Here is a 23502-nt window from a genome sequence, read left to right on the forward strand (position 1 = left end):
TCAGCCCGCGCGGCTGACGTACTTGGTGGCGACGTAGTTGTCGAGGATGCCGATGAACTCGCCGGCAATATTGTCGCCGCGCAAGGTCATGGCCTTTTCGCCATCGATGAAGACCGGTGCCGAGGGCGCCTCGCCGTTGCCCGGCAGGGAGATGCCGATGTTGGCGTGCTTGGATTCGCCCGGTCCGTTGACCACGCAGCCCATCACGGCCAGCGTGAGGTTTTCCACGCCGTCGTACTTCACCCGCCACAGCGGCATCTGCTCGCGCACGTGCGTCTGCACCGTGCGCGCCAGCTCCTGGAAGAACTCGCTGGTGGTGCGACCGCAGCCCGGGCAGGCCGTGACCAGCGGCGTGAACGCGCGCAGGCCCATGGTCTGCAGCAGCTCCTGCGCCACGATCACCTCGCCCGTGCGCGACGCGCCGGGCTCCGGCGTGAGCGAGATGCGAATGGTGTCGCCGATGCCTTCCTGCAGCAGCACGGCCAGTGCCGCGGCCGATGCGGTGATGCCCTTGGAACCCATGCCCGCTTCGGTGAGGCCCAGGTGCAGCGCGTAGTCGCAGCGGTGGGCAATGTCGCGGTAGACGGCGATCAGCTCCTGCACGCCGGACACCTTGCACGACAGGATGATGCGATCGCGCGGCAGGCCGATCTCCTCGGCGCGCTGCGCGGAATCAAGCGCCGAGCGGATCAGCGCCTCGCGCGCCACGTGCGACGCGTCCCACGGTTCGGCGCGCCGGTGGTTTTCGTCCATCAGCGTGGCGACCATGCTCTGGTCGAGCGAGCCCCAGTTGGCGCCGATGCGCACGGGCTTGCCGTAACGCAGCGCCATTTCGATGATCGAGGCGAACTGGCTGTCCTTCTTCTTGCCGAAGCCGACATTGCCCGGGTTGATGCGGTACTTGGCCAGCGCCTCGGCACAGGCCGGCTCGGCTTCCAGCAGCTGGTGGCCGTTGTAGTGGAAGTCGCCGATGATCGGCACGTCCACGCCCATCATCTCCAGCTTGTCACGGATGCGCGGCACGGCCGCCGCCGCTGCCGGCGTGTTCACCGTGATGCGCACCAGCTCGGAACCGGCGCGGGCCAGCTCGGCGATCTGCCTGGCGGTGCTGGCCGGATCCTCGGTGTCGGTATTGGTCATCGACTGCACGACGATGGGTGCACCGCCGCCGACCAGGATTTTTCCGATTTTCACGCCGACGCTGGGACGGCGCTGGGCAGGCAGGGCAGCACGCGGGGAAGAGGAGTTATCGCTCATGTATCGATCGGCCGGACATCAGGGCCGCAGGTGGGCGCGGCAACCGCTAGAGGATAACCGAACGCTCGCGCGCACCCCAGCGAGCCACCCGCAGCCCCGCCGGTCCGTGTGGCAAAACCGCGCAGTGGCCCCATCCGCGACGGGCCGGAGAGATGATGGCGGCACGCAAATCCTCAAGGGAAGGAGGCCCTCAGCCCCATGCTGGACATCTACCAACACACCACCCGCCACACCCGCATGGCGCCCTCGCCCACCTGCGCCGGCTGCGGTCACACGTCCGTGTGCCAGGCCTCGGGCTACGACCGCCCCGAGCTGTCCGGCCTGCGCCATGTCGCCGAGCGGATCGGGCCGCTGCGCACCGGCGAATACCTGTACCGGCCGCTGTCCCCGTGCCGGGCGATCTATGCCGTGCAGACGGGCATGGCCAAGACCGTGGCGGTGGACGTCGCCGGGCGCGAGCAGGTCGTGGCCTTTCACCTGCCCGGCGAAATGATCGGCCTGGATGCGCTCGATCGCGAACTGCACGACAACGCGGTGGTCGCCCTGGGCAAGACGCAGTTCTGCCGCTTTCCGCTCGCGGCGGTGCGGCGGATCTCGACCCAGCAACCGGAAGTGCCCTGGCATCTCGTGCACGCGGCCAGCCAGCGCATCTCGCGGCTGCAGCTGAGCGGTGGCAACGCGCTGGCGGAAGAGCGTTTCGCCGCCTTCCTGGTCGACATGCGCGATCGCCGCGCCATGCTCGGCCTGTCGGCGGACTATCTGCCGCTGCCGATGTCACGTGCCGACATGGGCAACCACCTTCGCCTGACCACGGAAACGGTCAGCCGACTGCTGGGCCGTTTCCGCCTGCGCGGCCTGGTGACGCTGGACCGGCACGGCCTGCACGTGGTGGATCTCCCTGCCCTGCGCGAACTCGGCCAGTCGCTGCTGATGCATTGAGCGGGCGCGCGGCGGCCATCCCGGCTAGCCGCGCGTCTCCCCGCCACGACGCAGTGCCGCCTTCAGCGCGCGCGCCTGCATGCGCTCGCTGAAGCCTTTCGGCCGGGCAAAGCCCATGCGCACCAGCGCCTCCTGCTCGCCTTCCACCGCCGGCCCGGGCCGGAACATGGCGCGCAAGATGCCGGCCTTGCCCCGCCAGCTGCCGCTTGCGCTCCTGAGCCAGCCCAGCGCGGGCATCAGGCGTTGCTCCACCTCGGTGAAATCGCTGCCGAACGGAAAGGCCGGCAAGGTCCCCTTGCCTTGCCACGGCGCCAGCGCGTCGCGCAGGCACTCGGGGAGGTTGTTGCGCCAGCGTTCCGGGACCTGGAAATCCACTGCCAGCTTGCCGTGCGATTTCGCCTCGGCGCACAGCGCGTCGATGAAGCGTGCATCGCTGATCGCCAGCATCGCTTCGATGCACTCGCTGTCGGTCTTGCCGCGCAACTCGGCTACGCCGTACTCGGTCACCACGATGTCGCGCAGGTGGCGCGGAATGGTGGTGTGGCCATAGTTCCAGCGGATATTGGTCTCCACGCCGCCGCGTCCGGCACGGGTCGCGCGCAGCATCAGCACGGAACGGCCATCGGGAAGCTCGTGGGCCATCGCCACGAAGTTGTACTGGCCGCCCACGCCACTGACCACCTCACCGTTGTCGAGCCCGTCGGAGACGGCCGAGCCCATCAGCGTCGCCATCATGCAGGTGTTGAAGAAACGCGCGCCACGCCGTTGCAATGACGCAAGGGCCTGGTGATCGCCGTACAGCTGGTTGACGTTGGAGACGCGGCACATGTCGAGCGCATCGGCATCCTCGGCCTCCAACGCGGCGACCCACGCATACAGCTCGCGCGAGCCGAGGAAGAACGCACCGCGCAGGTAATGCCCGCCGGGCGTGCCGGGATCGAGCCGGCCGGCCGCCGCGGCCCGCTCCAGCGCCATGTTGTCCCACGCACGGCGCTTCAGGATGCCGGCGCGCTGCAGGTGCATGAAGCCGTCCATCACCATTTCGCTGGCTCCGTACAGGCCGGCCCGGAATGGGGCGAGCCCGCCCAGGCGCACGGCCAGCGCATGGGTGCCGCCGCGCGGGTCCAGCGCCACCAGCGCACGCCGCCATTGCATGTTGTCCTGCTGCCGCCAGCGCAGCGCAAAGACCAGTGCATCGGACAGCGCGCCGATGCCGATCTGCAGGCAGCCGCCGTCCCTGACCAGCGCACTGGCGTGCAGTCCCAGCGCGTATTCGGCGGTGTCGATCGGCTGCCGCGGCACGGCAAACAACGGCGGCGAGGCCTCCGGGCAAAGCTCGATGTCGAAATAGTCCCGGGTGACTTCCGCGTGACCGCTCACGTAAGGCAGGTCCGGATGCACCACCGCCACGCACAGCGGCCTGGGCTTGCCGGACTGGACGACCTGGTCAATGAAGTCGAGCGTCAGGTCGGGGTTGCACGACAGGCTGTAGCGCACGCCGTCGGCCGTCTCCCGTCGCGCCACCAGTTGCACCAGCAGGTTGATGTCCTGCACTGCCAGGTCGCGCGCGACATGCGTGTAGTTCTGGCTGATGTAGTTGCGCTGTGCGCTGGAGGAGCCGAGCAGCGCGCCGGACTGCATGTAGAACTCGTGCACCGCCACGTTCGACGGCAGCGCGTTGCGCGCCTGGTCGACCGCGTAGGCCGGATCGACCGCACCCTCGCCAAAATGGCGTTCGACGAAGGGGCGCAGGAAGCGCGCCTCCATTCCCCCCTTCGGATGGGGCCGGGTGAGCGAAAGCGCGGTGTAGAGCGTGATCGAGCGCGACGTGTCGGCGGTGGTCAGACGGTACAGTGCGTTGAGCAGGCCATGCGGCTTGCCGAGTCCCAGTGGCGCGGCGATGCGCAGGTCGGGGCCCAGCCGCTCGGCGATGTGGTGTGCGCAGGCCTCGGTGTCGGTATGGCATTGCTCAGGCGACATGGCTCGATCATGGCAGAAGGTTCATGGGAACGACATGGGCGGCAAGCCGGGCGTATCAGTGCATGCCGGAAGTGAATACGGCTTGAAGACGGCGCCGCCGCTTGCCCTACACTCGCCCCATGGAGACAACGCCACCGCTTGCACCCGCGCCCATCCGACTGCTCGCCGAACAGGCACTGAGTCGCGCCGCCGGGGCGCCACTGGTGGGCGGCAACGCGGTCGAACTGCTGATCGACGCCGACGCGCATTTCGACGCGTGGCTGGGTGCGATCCGCGCGGCGCGGCAGCGCGTCCTGCTGGAGAACTACATCATTCGTGACGACGAGGTTGGACGCGCATTCCGCGATGCCCTCGTCGCGTGCGCGCAACGTGGCGTGCTCGTCGCCGTGGTCTACGACTGGCTGGGTTGCCTGGGACAGTCGCGCGCAAGCTTCTGGGCACCGTTGCGCGCGGCGGGCGGCCAGGTTCGCGCCTTCAATCCCCCTCGCTTCGGACAGCCCTTCGGCTGGATCAGCCGCGACCATCGCAAGCTGCTGGTGGTCGATGGCCTGCACGGGTTCCTGTCGGGTGTCTGCATCAGCCAGAAGTGGCTGGGCGACCCGGCCCGCGGCATGGCGCCCTGGCGCGACACCGGCGTAGCCCTGCGCGGGCCGGCGGTGGCCGAACTTGAATACGCCTTCGCCGAAAGCTGGGCCAGCATCGGGACGCCGCTGGCGCCGTTCGGTCCCGGCGCGGGCGCGCACGCCGCCGCCGGCACGGTGGCGCTGCGGGTGATCGCCACGCAACCGTCGACGGCAGGCATGTATCGCCTCGACCAGCTCATCGCCGCGATGGCACGCCGGACGCTGTGGCTGACCGATGCCTACTTCGTGGGGATCGCACCCTATGTACAGGCGCTCGCCGCGGCAGCCCGCGACGGCGTGGATGTGCGCCTGCTGGTTCCAGGAAGCAGCGACATCCCCGTGGTGGCCAGCGTATCGCGCTCGGGCTATCGCCCCTTGCTCAACGCCGGCGTGCGCGTGTTCGAGTGGAATGGTTCGATGCTGCACGCCAAGACCGCCGTGGCGGACGGCCAATGGGCGCGCGTGGGTTCGTCCAACCTCAACGTCGCCAGCTGGCTGGGCAACCGCGAGATCGACGTGGCCGTCGAAGACGTCGCCTTCGCCACCCGGCTGGCACAGCAGTACGAGCGCGACCTGGGCAACGCCACCGAAATCGTGCTCGCGCCCCGGCGCTGGCGCCGGCGCGCGGACCAGCTGCAATGCCAGCCGCTGCGACCGCGCGGGCGGCGAGCGATGGGTGGCAGCTCGGGCCGTGCCGCCGCGGGTGCCTTGCGCATCGCCAACAGCGTGGGTGCCGCGCTCACCGATCGCCGGGTGCTGGGCGACACCGCGAGCGCACCGCTGGTGGCCGGCTCGCTGGGGCTCGGCGTGCTCGCCGTGGTGGCCATCCTGTGGCCGGCGATCATCGGCTGGCCTCTCGGGGTCCTGGCCGCGTGGCTGGCGCTCAACTTCGGTGCGCGGGCCTGGCGGCTGCGTCGCCGCTTCCGCGAGCGCGCGGCCGGGGCGGACGAGGCCGTCTGACGGGTTAGTCCACGGCCGTCAATGGTTTGGACCAATTGCCTCAGGATCAGGCTATGCATCCACGGGCAAGCGGATGTAATCCAAGCATTCATGACCCAAAGGTCGTGATAGTCTCGCCCCTCCATGCACGCTTCCGACGACTACCCGACCCATCACGGTGGCCCTGAACAGGGTGGCACGCCTCCGCGCCACATCCTCACGCCCAGTTCGCTCAACCGCCTGGTGCGCGACCTGCTGGAAGATGCGCTGCCGCTGATCTGGATCGAGGGCGAACTCTCCAACGTCGCCCGCCCCGCGTCGGGGCACTTGTATTTCACCCTGAAGGACAGCGCCGCCCAGGTGCGCTGCGCGATGTTCCGCCCCAAGAGTGGCTGGCTGAAATTCAAGCCGGTCGATGGCATGCACGTACTGGTGCGTGCGCGCGTGGGCCTTTACGAGCCGCGCGGCGAATTCCAGCTCGTCGCCGAACACATGGAGCCGGCCGGTGAAGGCGCGCTGCAGCGGGAGTTCGAGCAGCTGAAGGCACGCCTGGACGCCGAAGGCCTGTTCGATGCGGCCCGCAAGCGTCCGCTGCCCCGCTATGCGCGGCGCATCGGTGTGATCACCTCCGCCACCGGCGCGGCGATCCGCGATGTGCTCAGCGTGATGTCGCGGCGCTGGCCGCTGGCCGACATCGAGGTGATGCCCGTTCCCGTGCAGGGACGCGAGGCGCCACCTGCCATCGTGCAGATGCTGCGCAAGGCTTCCGCCAGCGGCCGCTATGACGTGTTGCTGCTGACGCGTGGCGGCGGTTCGCTGGAAGACCTGTGGGCGTTCAACGACGAGCAGGTCGCTCGCGCCATCCACGCCAGCGCCGTGCCGGTGGTGTCTGCCGTCGGCCATGAGATCGACTTCAGCATCGCCGACTTCGTGGCCGACCTGCGCGCGCCCACGCCCTCGGCCGCCGCCGAACTGCTGGTGCCCGATGCACTGGCCCTGCACCGGCACCTGCAGCAGCTGAAGCAGCGGCTGACCACGCTGGAACAGCGTCGCCTGCAATCGCGCATCCAGCGCGTCGACCACCTGCTGGCCCGACTGCAGGCGCAGCGACCGCAAGCCCGCCTGGCGCGCGACCGCGAACGCCTGCTGTACCTGCAGCGCCGCCTGCTCGGCGTCCAGCGCGAACAGTCGCAGCGTCGCCAGGCCACGCTGGATCGCGTGCGCGCACGCCTGCAAGCACAGCACCCGAACCAGCGCCTGTTGCTGTTGCGCCGGCGCCTGGAGGCACTGGCCCCGCGCCTGCGCCAGACCATCGAGCGGCGCCTGGAGCGCGAGCGCCTGACGCTGCGGCAAACCGGTCGCGCACTGCATGCGATCAGTCCGCTCGCCACGCTGGAGCGCGGCTACGCGATCCTGTTCGATGCCGAGGGCAAGGTGTTGCGTTCGGCCCGCGACGTCGCGGTCGGCACGCCGCTGCGCGCACGCCTCGCCGATGGCGAACTGCCGCTGGCCGTGCAGCCGCCCGCGAAGCGCGACGAGCCTGCGCGCAAGTAGTTCCTTCGATGCGCCTGGCAACGCCGGGCATGCGGCACTCGACTCACGCAGCCTGAACGGACCTTGCCGCATCCTGCGCGCCTCGACCAGAGGAGTGCGGCATGAAGGCAGCAGCATTGTTCGTCAAGGCGCTCGAAGCGGAAGGCGTGCACCGCATATTCGGCGTGCCTGGCGAAGAGAACCTGGACTTCGTGCAGGCGTTGCGCGACTCCAGCATCGAGCTGGTGGTGACGCGCCACGAACAGGCTGCCGGCTTCATGGCAGCGACGTGGGGGCGCCTGACCGGCGAGGCCGGCGTCGCGCTGTCCACGCTCGGCCCCGGCGCCACCAACCTGGTCACGGCCGCCGCCTATGCCCAGCTCGGCGCCATGCCGATGCTGATGATCACCGGCCAGAAGCCCATACGCGAGCAGAAACAAGGCCTGTTCCAGCTGGTCGACGTGGTCGACATGATGCAGCCGCTGACCAAGTACACGCGCCAGCTGGTATCCGCCCCGACGATTCCGGCACGCGTGCGCGAAGCGTTCCGCCGCGCCGAGGAGGAGCGTCCCGGCGCCGTGCATCTCGAGCTTCCCGAAGACGTTGCCCGCGACACGGTTGACGATGCCGTGCTGCTGCCCACCGAATACGCGCGTCGTCCCGCGCCCGACGACGCCGCCATCGTGCAGGCGGCGGAAGCGATCAGCAGCGCCGTGCATCCGATCCTGATGATCGGCGCCGCCGCGAACCGCCAGCGCACTGCCGTGGCCTTGCGTGCCTTCATCGACAAGCTGGGCATACCGTTCTTCACTACCCAGATGGGCAAGGGCGTGATCGACGAAGACCATGCCCTGTGGCTCGGCAATGCCGCGCTGTCCGACGGCGACTTCGTGCATCGCGCGATCGACGCGGCGGACGTGGTCATCAACGTCGGCCACGACGTGGTGGAAAAGCCGCCCTTCTTCATGCAGCGGGGCCGCCGCACCGTCATCCACATCAACTTTTCCTCGGCCGAAGTGGACGCGGTGTATTTTCCGCAGATCGAGGTCGTCGGCGACATCGCGCACACGGTGGAACGCCTGACCGATGCACTGCAGCCGCAGCCGCAATGGGACTTCAGCTTCTTCGACCGCGTGCGCGAGGCGTTCCTCGCCCAGCTGGGCGAGCACGCACGCGACGGGCGCTTCCCGATGCACCCGGTGCGCATCGTCGACGACACGCGCCGCTACATGCCCGATGACGGCGTGCTGTGCCTGGACAACGGCATGTACAAGATCTGGTACGCGCGCTACTACCGCGCACGCCAGCCCAACACGATCCTGCTCGACAACGCACTGGCGACCATGGGCGCGGGCCTGCCGTCGGCCATGGCGGCCAAGATGGTCTATCCCGAGCGCAAGGTGCTGGCGATCTGCGGCGACGGCGGCTTCATGATGAATGCCCAGGAGCTGGAAACCGCCGTGCGCCTCAAGCTCGACCTGGTCATCCTGCTGTTGCGCGACGATGCTTACGGGATGATTCGCTGGAAGCAGGCGGAAATGGGTTTCGCCGACTATGGCATGGTGTTCGGCAATCCGGACTTCGTTGCCCTTGCCGCGGCCCACGGCGCACACGGCCACCGCCCCGCCAGCGCCGACGAGTTCCTGCCCACGCTGAAGCGGGCCTTCGATGCGGGTGGTGTGCACCTGATCGACCTCGTCATCGACTACAGCGACAATCACCCCATCCTCAACGAAGAGATCCGTCGCCTGAGCGCAGCGGTCTGATTCAGCGGAGTCACCCATGCTCGCGAAAAGCTACCCCTACTACCTCGCCAACCAGCCGCAGACGTCGAAGGAAACGATGGACGTGCTGGACAAGTACAGCGGCAGGGTCGCCACCCGCGTGGCCGTGCCCGATGCGAAGGCCACCGAGAAAGCCATCGTCGCCGCCGTCAAGGCCACGGTGCCGATGCGCGATTTCAAGCCCTGGGCGCGCCAGCAGGTGCTGCAGCATTGCGCGGACCGCTTCGTCGAACGACGCGAAGAGCTGGCCTATGCACTGTGCGTGGAAGCCGGCAAGCCGATCAAGGATTCCGATGGCGAGGTGACGCGCCTGATCGAAACCTTCCGCATCGCCGCCGAAGAGGCGGTACGCACCAATGGCGAAACCTTCAACATGGAGCTGGCCAGGCGCCTGGACGGCTATCACGGTTACACCCGCCGCGTACCGCTGGGACCGGTGTCCTTCATCACGCCGTTCAATTTCCCGCTCAACCTGGTCGCGCACAAGGTGGCGCCTGCCATCGCGGCCGGCTGCCCGTTCGTGCTCAAGCCGGCGGAGCGCACGCCGATCGGCGCGCTGATCATCGGCGAAGTGCTGGCGGAAACCGACCTGCCCAGGGGCGCGTTTTCCGTCCTGACGCTGGACGGCAAGCATGCCAATCCGCTGGTGGAAGATCCGCGCTTCAAGCTGCTCTCGTTCACCGGCAGCCAGATCGGCTGGGACCTCAAGGCGCGTGCCGGCCACAAGAAGGTGACGCTGGAACTGGGCGGCAATGCCGCCTGCATCGTCGATGCCGACCAGGGCCCCAGACTCGATTACGTGATCGAGCGGCTGGTGTTCGGCGCGTTCTACCAGTCCGGCCAGAGCTGCATCAGCGTGCAGCGCATCTACGCGCACGAGTCCATCTATGACGACGTCAAGAAGCGGCTGGTCGCCGCCGTGAAGAAGCTGAAGGCGGGCGATCCGAAGAAGAAGGACACCTTCCTCGGCCCGATGATCGACGAGGCCGCCGCGGCACGCCTGCAGGGCTGGATCGAGGAAGCCCGCAAGGCCGGGGGCAAGCTGCTGTGCGGCGGCAAGCGCAGCGGCGCGATGCTGGAAGCGACCCTGATGGAGAACGTGCCGGCCGACACCAAGGCGAACCGGCAGGAAGCCTTCGGGCCGTTCGCCCTGCTCGCGCCCTGGCGCGACTTCAGCGACGTGGTGGCGATGGTCAACGATTCGGAATACGGCCTGCAGGCCGGCATTTTCACCGACAGCCTCGACCACGCCATGCGCGCGTGGAACGAGCTGGACCAGGGTGGCGTCATCGTCAACGACGTGCCGAGCTTTCGCGTGGACAACATGCCCTACGGCGGCGTGAAGCTGTCCGGCATCGGGCGCGAAGGCATCCGCTATGCGATCGAGGACATGACCGAACTGCGCCTGATGGTGATGCGCGAGCGCTAGGCCGGGCCATCGCAGGAAATGGCGCACGACGGCGGCCCGAACCACCGAGCAGCGGCGCGTCTGGCGGCAGGCCCGCGATCGCGGCACTTCGCGCCGCGGCGGTGTTCTATCATGTTGGTCACTGACCCGGCGGGCGCCACCACGACGCCTCGCCGCAGCCACTGGCGGACACGCGCGTGGGCCGTCGCATCGTGACGAGGAGCTTCTGGATGCAAGGGAAGATCGCATTCTGCCTGGCGACCCTGGTCGTGGCCGCGAGCGCCATGGCGCAATCGGCCGTCCAGCCTGCCGGCCCGGCCACGGCACCGGCGCCGCCCTCGCCCGCCGCGGCGATCGAACTGCAGGCCACCACCGTCACCGGCGAACAGCCCGGCCCCGCCCTGTGGGAAGTGCGCAAGGGCGACCACGTGCTGTGGGTCATCGGCACCGTGTCGCCGCTGCCCAAGCACATGAAATGGCAGTCGGTCCAGCTTGAAGAGGCACTGGGCCGGTCATCGGAATTGCTGGAGCTGCCGTCGGCGCAGCTGAAAATGCCGCCCAGTCTGTTCTCCCGCCTGGCCCTGCAGCCGGCCGCGCGGCTCAATCCCGATGGCGCGACGCTGGAGCAGCTGCTCGCGCCCGACATGTACACGCGCTGGAAGGCGCTCAGGCAGCAGTACCTTGGCAACGACAACGCGCTGGAATTCATGCGCCCCATCGTGGTGGCCGAGCAGCTGTACGAGAAGGCGCTCGATGCAAGCGGCCTGACCGACGACACCGACGCCGCCGGCACGGTCGAAAAACTGGCACACCGGCACGGCGCCCGACTGATCGGCGTGCGCTATGAGCTGGTGATCTCGCATGCCCCGGCCATCACCAAGACCGCGGACCAGGCGCGCCAGGAAGGCATCGACTGCCTGGACGAGACCATGCAACTGGTGGAAAACGACCTGCCCAAGCTCACCCAGCGCGCCAACGCCTGGGCCACCGGCGACATGAAGACCCTGCGCGAGCTGATGCAGAAAACGCATTACGAACCCTGCGTGGTCGCGGCGATCAACGGCGATTTCGCGCAGCAGCTCGACATTCCCGACCTGCCCAAACGGATCGAGAATGCCTGGTTTTCCGCTGCGCAGGACGCACTGACGCGCAACAAGCGCACGGTGGCGATCCTGTCGATGGAACAGGTGATGGCACCCGACGGCTATCTCGCCAAGCTGAAGAAGCTGGGCTACGTGGTGCGCTCGCCGGAAGAACAAGGCCAGTAAGCGAAGGGTCGGTCGCCGGTACCGGCGCCCCCTGCGACATGCCGCACGGGGCGCCAGCTGGCCGGAGCGACGGACCGGACCGGGCCGCCGCTTACTTTGCCCCGTACAGCACCGCCGCGTCAGCCTTGAAGGCTGCCGCGCTGCTGGAACGGCTGTAGAACATGTGGCCGCCCGGATAGACCGACATCTTCACGCGCTGGGCCTGGCCGAAGGTCGGCATCTGGTCGATGACCAGTCGCGAGGTGAAGAACGGGCACGACAGGTCGTTGTAGCCGTGCACGATCAGCACCTTCATGTTCGGGTCGTTGCCGATCGCCTTGCGCAAGTCGGCCACCGGCTTGTCGTCCGCTTCGCCGCGGTCCCAGGCATTGTTGACGGCGACCGACAGCGCCTCGTAATGCGCGTCCGTCTTCCAGCCCACCTCGCGGGTGACGAAGTCGACCATCGCGCTGGTGGTCGGCGCGAGCAGCGCCTCGAGAATCGGGTCGCCCGACTGGCGGCGCGCCGAACCCGGGAACGGATCGAACGCGGTGACATTGGAGTCGTACACGCTGCCGATCTTCTTGTCGGCGCGATGCACTTCGCGCAAGTAGGTGCCGATGTCGACGCGGCCGTCGAGCTTGGAAACCACCGACGGCTCCAGGCCGGTATAGGCCGACACCTTCTGCACCATGCGTGCGATGGCGCCCGGGTCCGAGCGGCCGGCCAGGTAGTCGGTGACGAACTGCGTCCGCACATAGGACTCGACGTCGGACATCGCCGCGGGAGTCAGCCTGCCCTGGCTCTCCAGGTGGGCGGCGGTCATCGACGGCAGGTTGATCATCCACGGCAGGGGCGACAGCGCGTCGCCATCGCCGATGGCGGCCGGGTCGAGGTACGGCGACACCATCACCAGGCCGTTCACACCCACGCCCATCTGCGTCTGCAGGGCGTAGCCGATGCGCGGTGCGCGGTAGCCGCCGTAGCTCTCGCCCATGACGTACTTGGGCGCGCGCAGGCGGCCATGCTTCACCAGCCAGTCGTAGACCACGCGCGACAGGTACTTGATGTCGGCCTCGGTGGAATAGAAGTCTTTCTTGGTCTGCTCGTCGTCTTCCAGCGAGCGCGAGAACCCCGTGCCCACCGGGTCGATGAAGACCAGGTCGCTCATGTCCAGCCAGGTGTTGGGGTTGTCCTGCGTCACGGCGGCATCCGACGGCGCATCGCCGTCGACGCCGAACTGGATGCGCTTTGGACCAATCGCGCCCATGTTGAGGTAGACCGAAGACGCGCCCGGGCCGCCATTGAAGGCGAACGTCACCGGACGGCGGGCATCGCCACCGGGCACCGTATAGGACGTGTACACCACCTCGGCGATCTTCTTGCCCTTGGCGTTGCGTACCGGGATCACGCCGACCGTCGCCTCGTAGGACACCGTGCGCCCACCTACCTTGACTGTCTGGCGGATGGTCTTGTCGGCGGGCAACGGTGGCAGTTCGGCTTCCGGCTTCTTTTCGGTGCTGGCGTCAGCCGCCGGCTTCGCTTCGGCGGCCGCGGCCACCGTCCACGGCGCCAGCGCCAGCCCTGCGGCCAGCACGGCTGCGCACCAGGCGGCACGCCGCCCCACACGGGTTACACGACCTCGAACAGGCAGATCAGGATTCATAAGGGGTCTCACAAGAAAGCACTCAAGGGGATGCGGTCGACTCACCCACGGCACGCTCCCGGCTTGGCCGCTTCGAAGGGAAGCGACCGCCGGCGCGCCATGGGCGAACCCGATACTGGCGGCAAGCCGGGGAGTCGCCACCAGTGCCGTTAGGCAGGGGTGCCGCCGGCGTGACATTTGGCTGATGTTTGCCGTGGCACACTGCGGCCGGCGCAAACATCGGAGGTTCGCCATGGCCCTGCCCCGCCGCCCGCCGTTCGACCTGGTGCGCAACCTGCTGGTGATCCTGATCATCAGCCTGCTGATACTCGGCAGCCTCTGCGTGATGCAGCCGTTCCTGGCCGCGCTGATCTGGGCGACCATGATCACTGTCTCCACCTGGCCGCTGATGCTCAAGGCCCAACACCACCTGCGCGGCAGCCGCGGCCTGGCGGTCTTCGTGATGATGCTGGCGATGCTGCTGATCATCGTGGTGCCGATTGCCGCGGCGGTCGTGACCATCGCCGATCGCGCGAACGACATCCGCGAATGGATCACGGCCATGCCCAGTTACTCGCTGCCGGCGCCGCCCGACTGGGTGTCGCGCATCCCGCTGGTGGGCACCAAGCTGGCGACGGACTGGAAGGACCTGTCCGATGCCGGACCTGGCGGACTGCTGGCGCGCGCGAAACCGTACGCCGCGCAGATCGCCCACTGGACGATCAGCCAGGCCGGCTCCATCGGCAGTCTGTTCCTGCATCTGCTGCTGACCACCGTGATTGCCGGCATCCTGTTCGCGCAGGGCGACACCGCCGCGCGTGCCGTGGTCCGCTTCTCGCGCCGGATCAGCGGCGATCGCGGCGAAGTCGTGGTGCTGCTGGCGGGCAAGGCCATACGCGCCGTGGCGCTGGGCATCATCGTGACCGCAGTCGCACAGTCCGCGCTGGGCGGCATCGGCCTGCTGGTCACCGGCGTGCCACTGGCCGGCCTGCTGACGGCACTGATGCTGATCCTGTGCATCGCCCAGCTGGGGCCGGCGCTGCCGCTGCTGGCAGGCGTCGCATGGCTGTACTGGCAGGGCCATCACGTGGCCGCCTTCGTCCTGCTGGCGTGGACCATCGTGATCGGCTTGATGGACAACTTCCTGCGCCCGTTGCTGATCAAGCGTGGCGCGGACCTGCCCCTGCTGCTCATCCTGGTCGGCGTCATCGGTGGACTGTTTGCCTTCGGCCTGGTCGGGCTCTTCGTCGGCCCCGCCGTGCTCGCCGTCACCTTCACCCTGCTGGAGACCTGGATCAACGAAGTGCCCGATGCCCCGCTGCCGCCGCCCGAGGCGCCCGCGCCGTAGCAGGCATCGGCCATTCGGTCGTTTGACAGCCCCGCGGCACGCGAGGAGCATGAAACGGCTTCGATAGGCGGGTCATTACCCCACAATGCTTCTCTGCCGGAGGTGAGCGATGAGCGACTACCAGGGTCAATGCTTCTGCGGTGCGGTGGAATTCACGGTCAGCGGCGAGCCCGCGGCCATGGGCTATTGCCACTGCAGCTCGTGCCGCCACTGGTCCGGCGGCCCGGTCAACGCCTTCACCCTCTGGCCCCCCGAAGCACTCAAGGTGACCAAGGGCGAGCAATACATCGAAACGTACAACAAGACCCCGATGAGCTTCCGCAAGTGGTGCGGCAAGTGCGGCGGCCACCTGTTCGCCGACCATCCGCCGTTCAACCTCGTGGATGTGTTCGCCGCGATGATTCCCTCGCTGAAGTTCAAGCCGGCCCTGCATGTGAACTACCAGGAGTCGGTGCTACACATCCACGACGGGCTGCCGAAGCTCAAGGATTTTCCGAAGGAAATGGGCGGTTCGGGCGACGTGTTGCCGGAGTAGCGCCGAGGCTTCCGCCGCATGCGCCCCGAAAAAAAGCCCCGGCTCGCGCCGGGGCTTTGCTTTTGCCTTCGCGTGCCGCCTGGCCTAGAACTCCTGGCTCAGGCGGATGCCGATGGTGCGTGGCGGGGTCATGACGGTATAGACCTGACCATTGGGATACTGCGGCACCACGCCGTGGGCGGCGCAGACGGCCTCCGCGCATTCGGTATAGCGGTAGAGCTGTCCCCGCTGGTCGAACGCGTTGTTGATGTAGACATCGAGCGACAGGCCGTGGCGCTTGATGCCGGCGGTGAAGTCGGCCGTGGTATAGGACGGCAGGTTGCCGACCAGGCCGCGTTCCAGCACGCGCAGGTCCGAGGTGCGCTCGCCCACGTGCACCACCGCCGCCTGCAGGAAGGCTTCCATGCCGGCGATGTCGAAGGTGTAGCGCGCGGTGAGGTTGCCCTTGAACTTCGGCGTCACCGGCAACTGCGTGCCCTTCGGTGCCTGCGGTCCCGTCACCACGTCGCCCGTGAGCGGATTGACCGTACCCGCGGGGCAGTAGGTGATCGGCGTGCCGCTGGTGTCGGTGAAGCCGCAGTAGTTTTCCGTCAGCTTGGCGTGGTACAGGGCGACGCCCGCACCGATCGTCAGGTTATACGTGGCCGCCCAGTTCAGGTCCGACTCCAGGCCATCGATCTTCGCCTGGCCCGCGTTCTTGATCTCGGTAAGGCCGTTGGCGCCCAGGATGCTGAACTGGAAGTCCTTCCACTTCTCGTGGAACACCGCGCCGTTGAACGACAGCCGGTTGTCGAACCAGGTGGTCTTCCAGCCCGCCTCGTAGTTCGTCAGGTAGTCCGACTTGTACGGCGGCAGGCTGCCACGGCGATTGATGCCGCCGGGACGGAAGCCTTCGGACCAGGTGCCGTAGATCATCTTGGTGGGCGTGATCTGCCAGGTCAGGTTCGCCTTGCCGAGTGAGCCGCTTTCCTGGGTGGTCTTGAAGAAGTCCGAGCACGGTGCGCCGTGGTAAGGCGTCTGCGTGACGCAGCCGGCCACGCCGTAGCTCGACGAGGGCGAGTAGCCGGCACTGAATCCGTAGAAGCCCTGCAGGCTGTTGTCGGTCTTGAAGTAGCGCCCACCGATCGTGCCGGTCAAGGTCTCCGGTATGAAGTCGTAGGACAGCTCGCCGAAGACGGCCTTGTCACGGTCATTGCGCTGCTGCTCGGTCAGCCACAGCGTGTTGGGCCAGCCGGGCACCGCCAGCGAATCGGCCAAGCCGTTGATCATGTAGGCCTGTTCGATGTTGTGCACCTGCTTCTGCCAGAACAGGCCGCCCACCACGCGCAGGCGATCTTCCTTGGGCGAGGCGATGCGCAGCTCGTGGCTGTTCATCGTGTAGTGGTCCTTGCCCTGGATGAACTGCGACGGATTGATCAGCTTGCCGCTGTTGTCGTAGATGTAGGCACCGTAGCCGGCCAGCGTGTCGTACCAGAACGAGTAGTCGCTGTAGTCGCTGTACTCTTCCTGGTTGCGCTTGAGGTGGCCATAGGCATAGGTCAGGTCGAAGTTGCCGATCTTGCCTTCCACCGTCAACGCCGCCTGGATCCAGCGGTCGTTGGTCTTTTCCGGATAGAAGTGCGTCAGCGCCAGACTGCCGATCGCCGGGTCGGATGCCACGTTGCCGTTGGCGACCGTCTGCTGCCCCATCAGGGTCGGGCTGATCGACCAGTCGTCGTTGAGGTTGATCTTCAACGCGGCGCGGGCACCGCTGGTGTCGACGTCGTTGTAATCCTTCTTGGCCTTGCCGGTGCATTCGAGATCCGGTGTCGGCGGGCAGTTCTTGGCGTTGCTGACGGTGATGCCGGAGGTCGGGTACGTGCGTGTACCGACCGCGTTGTCGATGTAGCCGGCATCGTGCTCATGCCAGCCCACGAGGCGGATCGCCGCGCTCGGCGACATCGGGATGTTGACCATGCCGTCGGCCGAATAGCCGATGCTGCCATGATCGACCGAATCCATGCCGAGGCTGTAGCTGGCGGCGAATCCGCTCGGATCGGGCTTGTTGGTGATGATGCGCAGCGCGCCGGCTTCGGCGCTGGCACCGTACAGCGTGCCCTGCGGACCGGCCAGCGCCTCGACGCGGGCGATGTCGTACATGTGGATGTCGAGCGGGCCCTGGATCGTGGTGACCGGCTCTTCGTCGAGATAGACGCCCACGCTCGGCAGGGAGCCGGAGTGGTTGCCGTCGCCGCCGCTGGCCACGCCGCGCATGTAGATCAGCGCGAAGCCCGGCCCGAAGGTCTGGTAGGACACGCTGGGCAGGTACTTCACGTAGTCGTCGAAACTCTTGACGTGGAGTTCCTGCAATTGCTCGCCACCCAGCACGTCGATGCTGACCGGCACCTTCTGCAGATTCTCCTCGCGCTTCTGCGCGGTGACCGTCACCGTGCTCAGCGTCTTGGCCTTGCTCGGTGCGGCTGGTGCAGCCGCCGGGTTCTGCTGGTTCTTGTCCTGGCTCTGGCTGTTGTCCTGCGCGAAAACTGGTGGCGCAACGGCAAGACAGATCGCCGCGGCTAGCGGCAACCTGGCTAGCCGCACCCGATCTGCACGTATTGGCTGTCTGGGCCTGACCCTCTGCATCGACTTCCCCTCCCCGGTAATGACGACGATCTATGAGTGCTTACTACAAGACTCCCCCTGCCGGCGGCTCGGGATACGACCCGAGCACCGGCCCCAACGCCTGCTCCAGCGGCGCCAGCCAGCTGGCGTAGTGCCGCCAGTGGTCCACGCCTTCGCGGTAGATCGGCCGGCGCACCTGCTCCGAACTGGCCGTACGCACGGGCCGCTCGTTCTGGAAGAAGCGCAGGCACGAATCCTCGAACGGCAGGCCACAATGGTCGAGCAGACGCCGAACCTCTCCTTCGGTGTCGTCGACCATGTGTTCATAGATGACGCGGTGGATGCGACCGGGCAGCACCTGGTCGAAATGCGCCATCAGGGCGACGTAGTCGCGGTAATAGTGGCCAAGGTCCTCGAGGCTGTAGCTGAAGCTCTGCCCGCGCGCGAAGTGCTGCTTGAAGCCGGAAAAACAGCAGGCCAGCGGATGCCGGCGCGCGTCGATGATCTTCGCGTTCGGCAGCATCAGGTGGATCAGGCCGATATGCATGAAATTGTTCGGCATCTTGTCGATGAACAGCGGTGCCGATGTCTTGCGCTGGATGCGCGTGTGCTCGAGATAGCGCTCGCCCAGTTCGCGCAGCGCGCCGGGGTCGAGCGTCGCCAGCGCCTCGTGGTACGGCATCTCGCTGGCAGCGTCCGCCTGTTCGCGCAGCGTGCGCGTGATCGAGGTGACCTCGGGCAGCTCCATCGTGCCCTCCACCATGCTGTGGCTGGAGAGGATCTGCTCGATCAGGGTGGAGCCGGCGCGTGGCAGGCCGACGATGAAGATCGGGTCGGGCGCCGCGCTGCCGGCACCGGCGCGCGCGGCAAAAAACTCACGGGTGTAGCGTGCGCGGATGTGGTCGACGCGCGCCGTCGTTTCACCGGCGCTGTAGTTGAGCTGGGCATGCCGTATCGCGTTGCCTTGCGCGTAATGGGCAAACGACGGCTCGTACTCGCCGGCATCCTCCAGCGCCTTGCCGACGGCGAAGGCCAGGTGCAGGCGATCCTCTTCGCCCAGGTCGGCACGCGCGAGCTGCCCGCGCATCACGGCAAGGTCGTCCGCGCTGAAGCGGAAGGTCTTGAGGTTGGCCAGGCTCCACCAGATTTCGCCGAACGAGGGCTGCAGAGCGACGCCGCGACGGTAGGCGTCGATGGCGCGCGCGGTGTGCCCGGCGGTCTTCAACGCATGGCCGTAGCTCATCCACACGCTCGGGTGGCGCGGATCGCGCGCCACCAGCTTGCCGTAGATGCCAATGGCCGGCTCGTAGTCGCCGATGCGGCACAGCACCGCGGCCTTCAGATTAAGGTGGCCAAGGTTGTCCGGTTCGATCGCGAGCAGTTGCTCGATCTCCACCAGTGCGCGCTCCGGCTGGTTGCCCCGGTGCAGGACCAGCGCGTAGTTCTGGCGCGCCGCATGGAAACTCGGCGCCAGCTCCAGGCAACGCGCCAGCAGGTGCTGGGCGTCCTCCAGCCGGCCAAGGCGCGCGGCCACTTCGGCGAGCATGCGAATGGCGGCCACGTCGGTAGGCGCCTGCTTCAGGTGCTCGCGCAACAGCCCCTCGGCCTCCGGAATGCGGTTTTCGACCAGCGCCGTGGCCGCCGACAGCAAGCGCGGGTCGCGGGTGGAATGGCGCACGTGCTGGGCATAGGCCGCATCGGCGTCGGCGTGCGCGCCGGCCGCCATCAGGGCATCGCCCAGCGCACGCCATGCCTGCGGCAGGTCGGGCTTCAGCACGACCGCGCGGCGCAGTGCCGCGATGGCTTCGGCGCCCCGCCCGCCACGGCCCAGCGCGATGCCGAGATCGAGCTGGGCGAGTGCCCAGTTCGGCTGCGTCTGCACCAGGGTCAACAGGCTGTCGATGGCGCCCGGCAGGTCGTCCCGCGCGGCGCGCGCCGCGGCCAGCAGGCGCAGCGCGACCGGCTGGTGTTCGACCACCCTGAGGATTTCAGCCGCCTGCTCGGCCGCCATCGCCGGGTTGCTTTCCAGCAGTCGCGCGGTATGCGCCAGCGCCTGCTCCAGCGTGCCGCTGGCCTGCCCCGCGGCCGTCATCGCGCCCGGGCCCATGGCGACGGCAGGCAACGGCCGGCGCGGGACGCGCGGCAAGGCGGCAAGGTGGCGGTATTTCGCATCGGGCGGCCCAGGTTCCTCATAGGTCCTTGAGCAACCGATAGTTGAACTCGAGTGACTGGTAGTAGGAATTCACCACGATGCGCTCGTCCTGTCCATGTGACCGGTCGTCGTCCACATCGTAAGGCAATCCGTTGAAAACATACGACGGCATGCCGGCCGCCCGCAAGAAAACGCTGTCGGAGGCGCCGGCCGACATCATCGGCGACACCGGGACCGCGCCCCACAACCCCTTCGCCGCGCTTGCGACATGCGCAAACAGGGCCTTGTCCACCGGACTGGGCGGGCTGGGCTGCGGCGGGGCGACCCGGCTGATCTCGATGCCCGGGTCCGCGACGGCGTCCCTGAGCATGGCGTCGACGTGGTCCGGGTCCTCGTCCGGCAGCAGCCGGCAGTTGATGGTGGCGCGCGCCATCTGCGGCAAGGCGTTTTCCGCATGCCCGCCCTGCAGCAGGGTCGGCACGCAGGTGCTGCGCAACTGGGAGTTGTTGTAGGCGGACGAAGCGGCCAGCCGTGCCAGCGCCGCCGGATCGGAAGGTTCCTTGCCCACCGCGCGCATGTCGGCCGCCGTCTGGCCCGTATAGAACGTCGCCAGTCCGGCGTAGTAACCGCGCGTGGCGGTGTTGGTCCGCAGCGGGAACTGCATGGCCGACAGGCGATCGAGTCCCTTCGCCAGCCGATAGATCGCGTTGTCCGGCGTGGGCAGCGAGCTGTGCCCGCCGGCGTTGTGCACGGTCAGCGTATAGCTGAGGAAAACCTTCTCGGCCGTTTCCACCGACAGCACCGCCGGCTTGCCCGCGCGGATCTCCGGCCCGCCGCCGTCGACGTTGATCGAATAGGCGGAGTGGATCAGCTCCGGCCGATGCGCCAGCAGCCATTGCACGCCATTGGCAGTGCCGTCCTCCTCGCCTGCGGTGAGCGCGAGGATGTAGTCGCCCTTGGGCGTGATGCCTTCGCGATGCAGGCGCAGCATGGCGCTGACCAGCCCTGCGGCGCCGCCCTTGATGTCCATGGTGCCGCGGCCATAGAAGTAGCCGTCGCGCTCGGTCAGGGCGAACGGGTCGACGTGCCAGTCCTCGCGGCGCGCTTCGACGACGTCCAGGTGCGCGAGCAGCAGGACCGGCTCGCGCTCGCCGCGACCACGCAGGCGCACCACCAGGTTGCGCCGCTGCGGGTCGTCCCCCACCACCTGGACGTCGGCCGGCGCAAACCCTTCCGAGAGGAAACGCCGGGCCAGCCGGTTTGCCGCCACCGTGGTGCTGCCGTGCTCGGAGGTGGTGTCCGTGGTGATCAGCTCATTCAACAGCTCGCGGCCCAGGGCGTTCTGCGCGCTCAACGCGGCATCGGCTGCCTGTCCGCTCATCGCCGACAGGCCGAGGGCCGCAAAGACTGCGCTGATCAACACTCGATTCATGCTCGCTCCATCGCAAGGGCCAGGCCCTGGCCCACGCCTACACAAAGACTGACCAGCGCACGGCGCTGGCCATGGCGGCGCAGGGCAAACGCGGCACTCATCGCCAGGCGTGCGCCGCTCGCGCCGAGCGGATGGCCTAGCGCAATCGCCCCGCCGTTCGCGTTCAGATGCGCCGCGTCGTCGGGCAGGCCCAGCGTGCGCGCACACGCCAGCACCTGCGCTGCGAACGCTTCATTGATCTCGACGCGATCGAAGTCCGCCAGGCCAAGGCGGATGCGCGCGAGCAACCTCTGGATCGCCGGCACCGGGCCCAGGCCCATCACGCGCGGCGCCACGCCGGCCGACGCCATGCCGCTGATGCGTGCCAGCGGTTCGAGGCCGTACCTGTGTACCGCCTGTTCCGATGCCACCAGCACTGCGGCGGCGCCATCGTTGAGACCGGATGCATTGCCGGCGGTGATGCTGCTGCCCTCGCCCAGTAGCGGCCTGAGCGCCGCGAGCTGTTCGTGGCTGGTCGCGGGACGCGGCTGCTCGTCGGCGACGACGGCGATGGCCTGCTTGCCCGAGGTCGTTTCGACTCCGGTGATTTCTTCGGCCAGCCACCCCTGCTGCCGCGCATGCTCGGCGCGCTGCTGGCTGCGCCAGGCATAGGCGTCCTGGTCGGCGCGGTCAATGCCATGCTCGCGCGCCAGGTTCTCGGCCGTCTGCGTCATCGAATCGACGCCGTAGCTGTCCTGCATGCGCGGGTTGACCAGGCGCCAACCCAGTGTGGTGTCTTCGAGCTGCTGGTCACGTGCGAGGACGCCGCTGGCCTTGGCCATCACATAAGGGGCGCGCGACATGCTCTCCACGCCACCGGCCACGACCAGGTCGGCCTCGCCGCAGGCGATCGCCCGCGCCGCCTGCCCGATCGATTCCAGGCCCGAGGCGCACAAGCGGTTGACGGTGACCGCGGGCACGCTCATCGGCAGCCCGCTCAGCAACGACGCCATGCGTGCGACATTGCGGTTGTCTTCGCCCGCCTGGTTGGCGCAACCTAGGATCACTTCGTCCACCGCGGCCCAGTCGAGCCCCGGGTGGCGCGCCATCAAGGCCCTGATCGGCAGTGCCGCCAGGTCGTCCGCGCGCACGCCGGACAGCGCCCCGCCATGGCGGCCAAACGGCGTGCGCGTGGCATCGACCAGGAAGGCGCTATTCATAGACCCTCGTCAGGGCCAGGTGCGGTTGCCAGCCACCACGCTGGATCGCGTGTTCGATCGAACGCTGGGCGTCCTGCAGGGCAGGCAGGATCAGCCGCACAGCGCGTGCGGGGGCGTCATCCGTGTATGGCATGCCGACGTTGAGCGCCGCGACGACGCGGCCATCGGCGGCATGGATTGGCACGGCGATCGAACACAGGCCCACTTCCAGCTCGCGCGCCACGATCGCATAGCCCTGCTCGCGCACACGCTTGATCTCGGCCTTGAGCGCGGCGGCCGTGTGCAGCGTATGGGAGGTGATCGCGCGGAATTTCTGCCCTTTCATCCACGTCGCCAGGCCGGCGTCGGTCAGGTCGGCCAGCACCACGCGCCCCAGTGAGGTCGCGAAGGCCGGCAGGCGCGCGCCGATGCCCAGTGCCACGCTCATCACGCGGCGCACCGGCACGCGCAGCACGTAGACGATGTCGCCGCCGTCGAGCACCGCCAGCGAGCAGGACTCGCCCACGCGCTCGGACAGCAGCGCCAGCGTTTCCTGCGCCAGTTCATTCAGGTCCAGCGACGACAGGTAGCTGTAGCCCAGCTCCAGCACGCGCGGCATCAGATAGAAGCTGCGGCCGCGGCTGCCGACGTAGCCCAGGTGCTGCAGCGTCAGCAGCAGGCGGCGCGCCACCGCGCGGGACAGGCCCGCGCGTTCGGCCACCTGGGTAAGGCTGGGACTGGACAGATCGTGGCTGAAGGCGCGCAGCACCTGCAGGCCGCGCGCCAGCGATTGCACGTAGTCAGCACTGTCCTCGAAGGGTTCCGATGCCATATGCCACAAGTGTCCATTGACAGGTCGAGCGTAGAAGGATTCCAATGAGTTCGCAATACGAATTTACGT

16 protein-coding genes are annotated in these 23502 nt (G+C 67.8%); 8 read left to right on the forward strand and 8 right to left on the reverse strand.

Annotated features, from left to right (window positions below; translation table 11 throughout):
• Nucleotides 1–1257 (reverse strand): flavodoxin-dependent (E)-4-hydroxy-3-methylbut-2-enyl-diphosphate synthase, encoded by a 1257-nt coding sequence (gene ispG, locus ACXU4B_RS04930; protein WP_131408304.1) that lies wholly within the window; start codon nucleotides 1255–1257, stop codon nucleotides 1–3.
• Nucleotides 1258–1455: 198 nt separating this feature from the next.
• Here ispG and ACXU4B_RS04935 point away from each other — a divergent pair, with 198 nt between their 5' ends.
• Nucleotides 1456–2196 carry a Crp/Fnr family transcriptional regulator gene (locus ACXU4B_RS04935; RefSeq protein ID WP_131408306.1) on the forward strand — a complete coding sequence of 247 codons (741 nt, stop codon included), beginning with the start codon at nucleotides 1456–1458 and terminating at the stop codon, nucleotides 2194–2196.
• 24 nt (nucleotides 2197–2220) lie between these two features.
• Here the strand turns inward: ACXU4B_RS04935 and ACXU4B_RS04940 are convergent, their stop codons facing one another.
• Nucleotides 2221–4176: an acetyl-CoA hydrolase/transferase C-terminal domain-containing protein gene (locus ACXU4B_RS04940; protein WP_131408308.1), complete on the reverse strand. Its 1956-nt coding sequence runs from the start codon at nucleotides 4174–4176 to the stop codon at nucleotides 2221–2223.
• Between the two features lie 119 nt (nucleotides 4177–4295).
• On the opposite strand from ACXU4B_RS04940, the gene ACXU4B_RS04945 reads away from it, so the two are divergent.
• The 5 genes from ACXU4B_RS04945 (at nucleotide 4296) to ACXU4B_RS04965 (ending at nucleotide 11731) form a co-directional block, all read left to right on the forward strand.
• Nucleotides 4296–5759, forward strand: coding sequence for a phospholipase D-like domain-containing protein (locus tag ACXU4B_RS04945; protein WP_131410366.1), 1464 nt, complete (start codon nucleotides 4296–4298; stop codon nucleotides 5757–5759).
• 123 nt (nucleotides 5760–5882) lie between these two features.
• Nucleotides 5883–7292, forward strand: coding sequence for an exodeoxyribonuclease VII large subunit (xseA, locus tag ACXU4B_RS04950; RefSeq protein WP_131408310.1), 1410 nt, complete (start codon nucleotides 5883–5885; stop codon nucleotides 7290–7292).
• A 101-nt stretch (nucleotides 7293–7393) separates the two neighbouring features.
• Nucleotides 7394–9037, forward strand: a complete 1644-nt coding sequence (locus ACXU4B_RS04955) for an acetolactate synthase large subunit (RefSeq protein WP_131408312.1) — start codon at nucleotides 7394–7396, stop codon at nucleotides 9035–9037.
• Between the two features lie 16 nt (nucleotides 9038–9053).
• A complete protein-coding gene (locus tag ACXU4B_RS04960) occupies nucleotides 9054–10484 on the forward strand; it encodes an aldehyde dehydrogenase family protein (RefSeq protein ID WP_131408314.1) in 1431 nt (476 codons plus the stop codon).
• 209 nt (nucleotides 10485–10693) lie between these two features.
• Nucleotides 10694–11731: a TraB/GumN family protein gene (locus tag ACXU4B_RS04965; RefSeq protein ID WP_131408316.1), complete on the forward strand. Its 1038-nt coding sequence runs from the start codon at nucleotides 10694–10696 to the stop codon at nucleotides 11729–11731.
• 91 nt (nucleotides 11732–11822) lie between these two features.
• Here the strand turns inward: ACXU4B_RS04965 and ACXU4B_RS04970 are convergent, their stop codons facing one another.
• The gene (locus ACXU4B_RS04970; RefSeq protein WP_131408318.1) at nucleotides 11823–13376 is read right to left on the reverse strand and encodes a S10 family peptidase; all 1554 of its coding nucleotides are present in this window, start codon (nucleotides 13374–13376) and stop codon (nucleotides 11823–11825) included.
• Nucleotides 13377–13608: 232 nt separating this feature from the next.
• On the opposite strand from ACXU4B_RS04970, the gene ydiK reads away from it, so the two are divergent.
• On the forward strand, nucleotides 13609–14703 hold the full coding sequence (gene ydiK / locus ACXU4B_RS04975; protein ID WP_131408320.1) for an AI-2E family transporter YdiK: 1095 nt from the start codon (nucleotides 13609–13611) through the stop codon (nucleotides 14701–14703).
• Between the two features lie 109 nt (nucleotides 14704–14812).
• Nucleotides 14813–15238, forward strand: a complete 426-nt coding sequence (locus ACXU4B_RS04980) for a GFA family protein (RefSeq protein ID WP_131408322.1) — start codon at nucleotides 14813–14815, stop codon at nucleotides 15236–15238.
• A gap of 84 nt (nucleotides 15239–15322) precedes the next feature.
• Here the strand turns inward: ACXU4B_RS04980 and ACXU4B_RS04985 are convergent, their stop codons facing one another.
• The 5 genes from ACXU4B_RS04985 to ACXU4B_RS05005 form a co-directional block, all read right to left on the reverse strand.
• On the reverse strand, nucleotides 15323–17860 hold the full coding sequence (locus ACXU4B_RS04985; protein WP_131408324.1) for a TonB-dependent receptor: 2538 nt from the start codon (nucleotides 17858–17860) through the stop codon (nucleotides 15323–15325).
• Between the two features lie 43 nt (nucleotides 17861–17903).
• On the reverse strand, nucleotides 17904–19931 hold the full coding sequence (locus ACXU4B_RS04990) for a tetratricopeptide repeat-containing sulfotransferase family protein (protein WP_131410368.1): 2028 nt from the start codon (nucleotides 19929–19931) through the stop codon (nucleotides 17904–17906).
• Nucleotides 19932–20028: 97 nt separating this feature from the next.
• Nucleotides 20029–21423: a M20/M25/M40 family metallo-hydrolase gene (locus ACXU4B_RS04995; protein ID WP_131408326.1), complete on the reverse strand. Its 1395-nt coding sequence runs from the start codon at nucleotides 21421–21423 to the stop codon at nucleotides 20029–20031.
• Nucleotides 21420–22622 (reverse strand): 3-oxoadipyl-CoA thiolase, encoded by a 1203-nt coding sequence (gene pcaF / locus ACXU4B_RS05000; protein ID WP_131408328.1) that lies wholly within the window; start codon nucleotides 22620–22622, stop codon nucleotides 21420–21422. Before pcaF ends, ACXU4B_RS04995 begins: the two co-directional genes overlap by 4 nt.
• Nucleotides 22615–23433, reverse strand: a complete 819-nt coding sequence (locus ACXU4B_RS05005; RefSeq protein WP_131408330.1) for an IclR family transcriptional regulator domain-containing protein — start codon at nucleotides 23431–23433, stop codon at nucleotides 22615–22617. The genes pcaF and ACXU4B_RS05005 overlap by 8 nt, the downstream gene beginning before the upstream one ends.
• Nucleotides 23434–23502 lie beyond the last annotated feature (69 nt).

The sequence above is a fragment of the Dyella soli genome (assembly GCF_054482295.1).

Coding starts and splice junctions, on each gene's coding strand:
- ispG (WP_131408304.1), bottom strand. CDS start 1,257: ATGAGCGATAACTCCTCTTCCCCGCGTGCTGCCCTGCCTGCCCAGCGC.
- ACXU4B_RS04935 (WP_131408306.1), top strand. CDS start 1,456: ATGCTGGACATCTACCAACACACCACCCGCCACACCCGCATGGCGCCC.
- ACXU4B_RS04940 (WP_131408308.1), bottom strand. CDS start 4,176: ATGTCGCCTGAGCAATGCCATACCGACACCGAGGCCTGCGCACACCAC.
- ACXU4B_RS04945 (WP_131410366.1), top strand. CDS start 4,296: ATGGAGACAACGCCACCGCTTGCACCCGCGCCCATCCGACTGCTCGCC.
- xseA (WP_131408310.1), top strand. CDS start 5,883: ATGCACGCTTCCGACGACTACCCGACCCATCACGGTGGCCCTGAACAG.
- ACXU4B_RS04955 (WP_131408312.1), top strand. CDS start 7,394: ATGAAGGCAGCAGCATTGTTCGTCAAGGCGCTCGAAGCGGAAGGCGTG.
- ACXU4B_RS04960 (WP_131408314.1), top strand. CDS start 9,054: ATGCTCGCGAAAAGCTACCCCTACTACCTCGCCAACCAGCCGCAGACG.
- ACXU4B_RS04965 (WP_131408316.1), top strand. CDS start 10,694: ATGCAAGGGAAGATCGCATTCTGCCTGGCGACCCTGGTCGTGGCCGCG.
- ACXU4B_RS04970 (WP_131408318.1), bottom strand. CDS start 13,376: ATGAATCCTGATCTGCCTGTTCGAGGTCGTGTAACCCGTGTGGGGCGG.
- ydiK (WP_131408320.1), top strand. CDS start 13,609: ATGGCCCTGCCCCGCCGCCCGCCGTTCGACCTGGTGCGCAACCTGCTG.
- ACXU4B_RS04980 (WP_131408322.1), top strand. CDS start 14,813: ATGAGCGACTACCAGGGTCAATGCTTCTGCGGTGCGGTGGAATTCACG.
- ACXU4B_RS04985 (WP_131408324.1), bottom strand. CDS start 17,860: ATGCAGAGGGTCAGGCCCAGACAGCCAATACGTGCAGATCGGGTGCGG.
- ACXU4B_RS04990 (WP_131410368.1), bottom strand. CDS start 19,931: ATGACGGCCGCGGGGCAGGCCAGCGGCACGCTGGAGCAGGCGCTGGCG.
- ACXU4B_RS04995 (WP_131408326.1), bottom strand. CDS start 21,423: ATGAATCGAGTGTTGATCAGCGCAGTCTTTGCGGCCCTCGGCCTGTCG.
- pcaF (WP_131408328.1), bottom strand. CDS start 22,622: ATGAATAGCGCCTTCCTGGTCGATGCCACGCGCACGCCGTTTGGCCGC.
- ACXU4B_RS05005 (WP_131408330.1), bottom strand. CDS start 23,433: ATGGCATCGGAACCCTTCGAGGACAGTGCTGACTACGTGCAATCGCTG.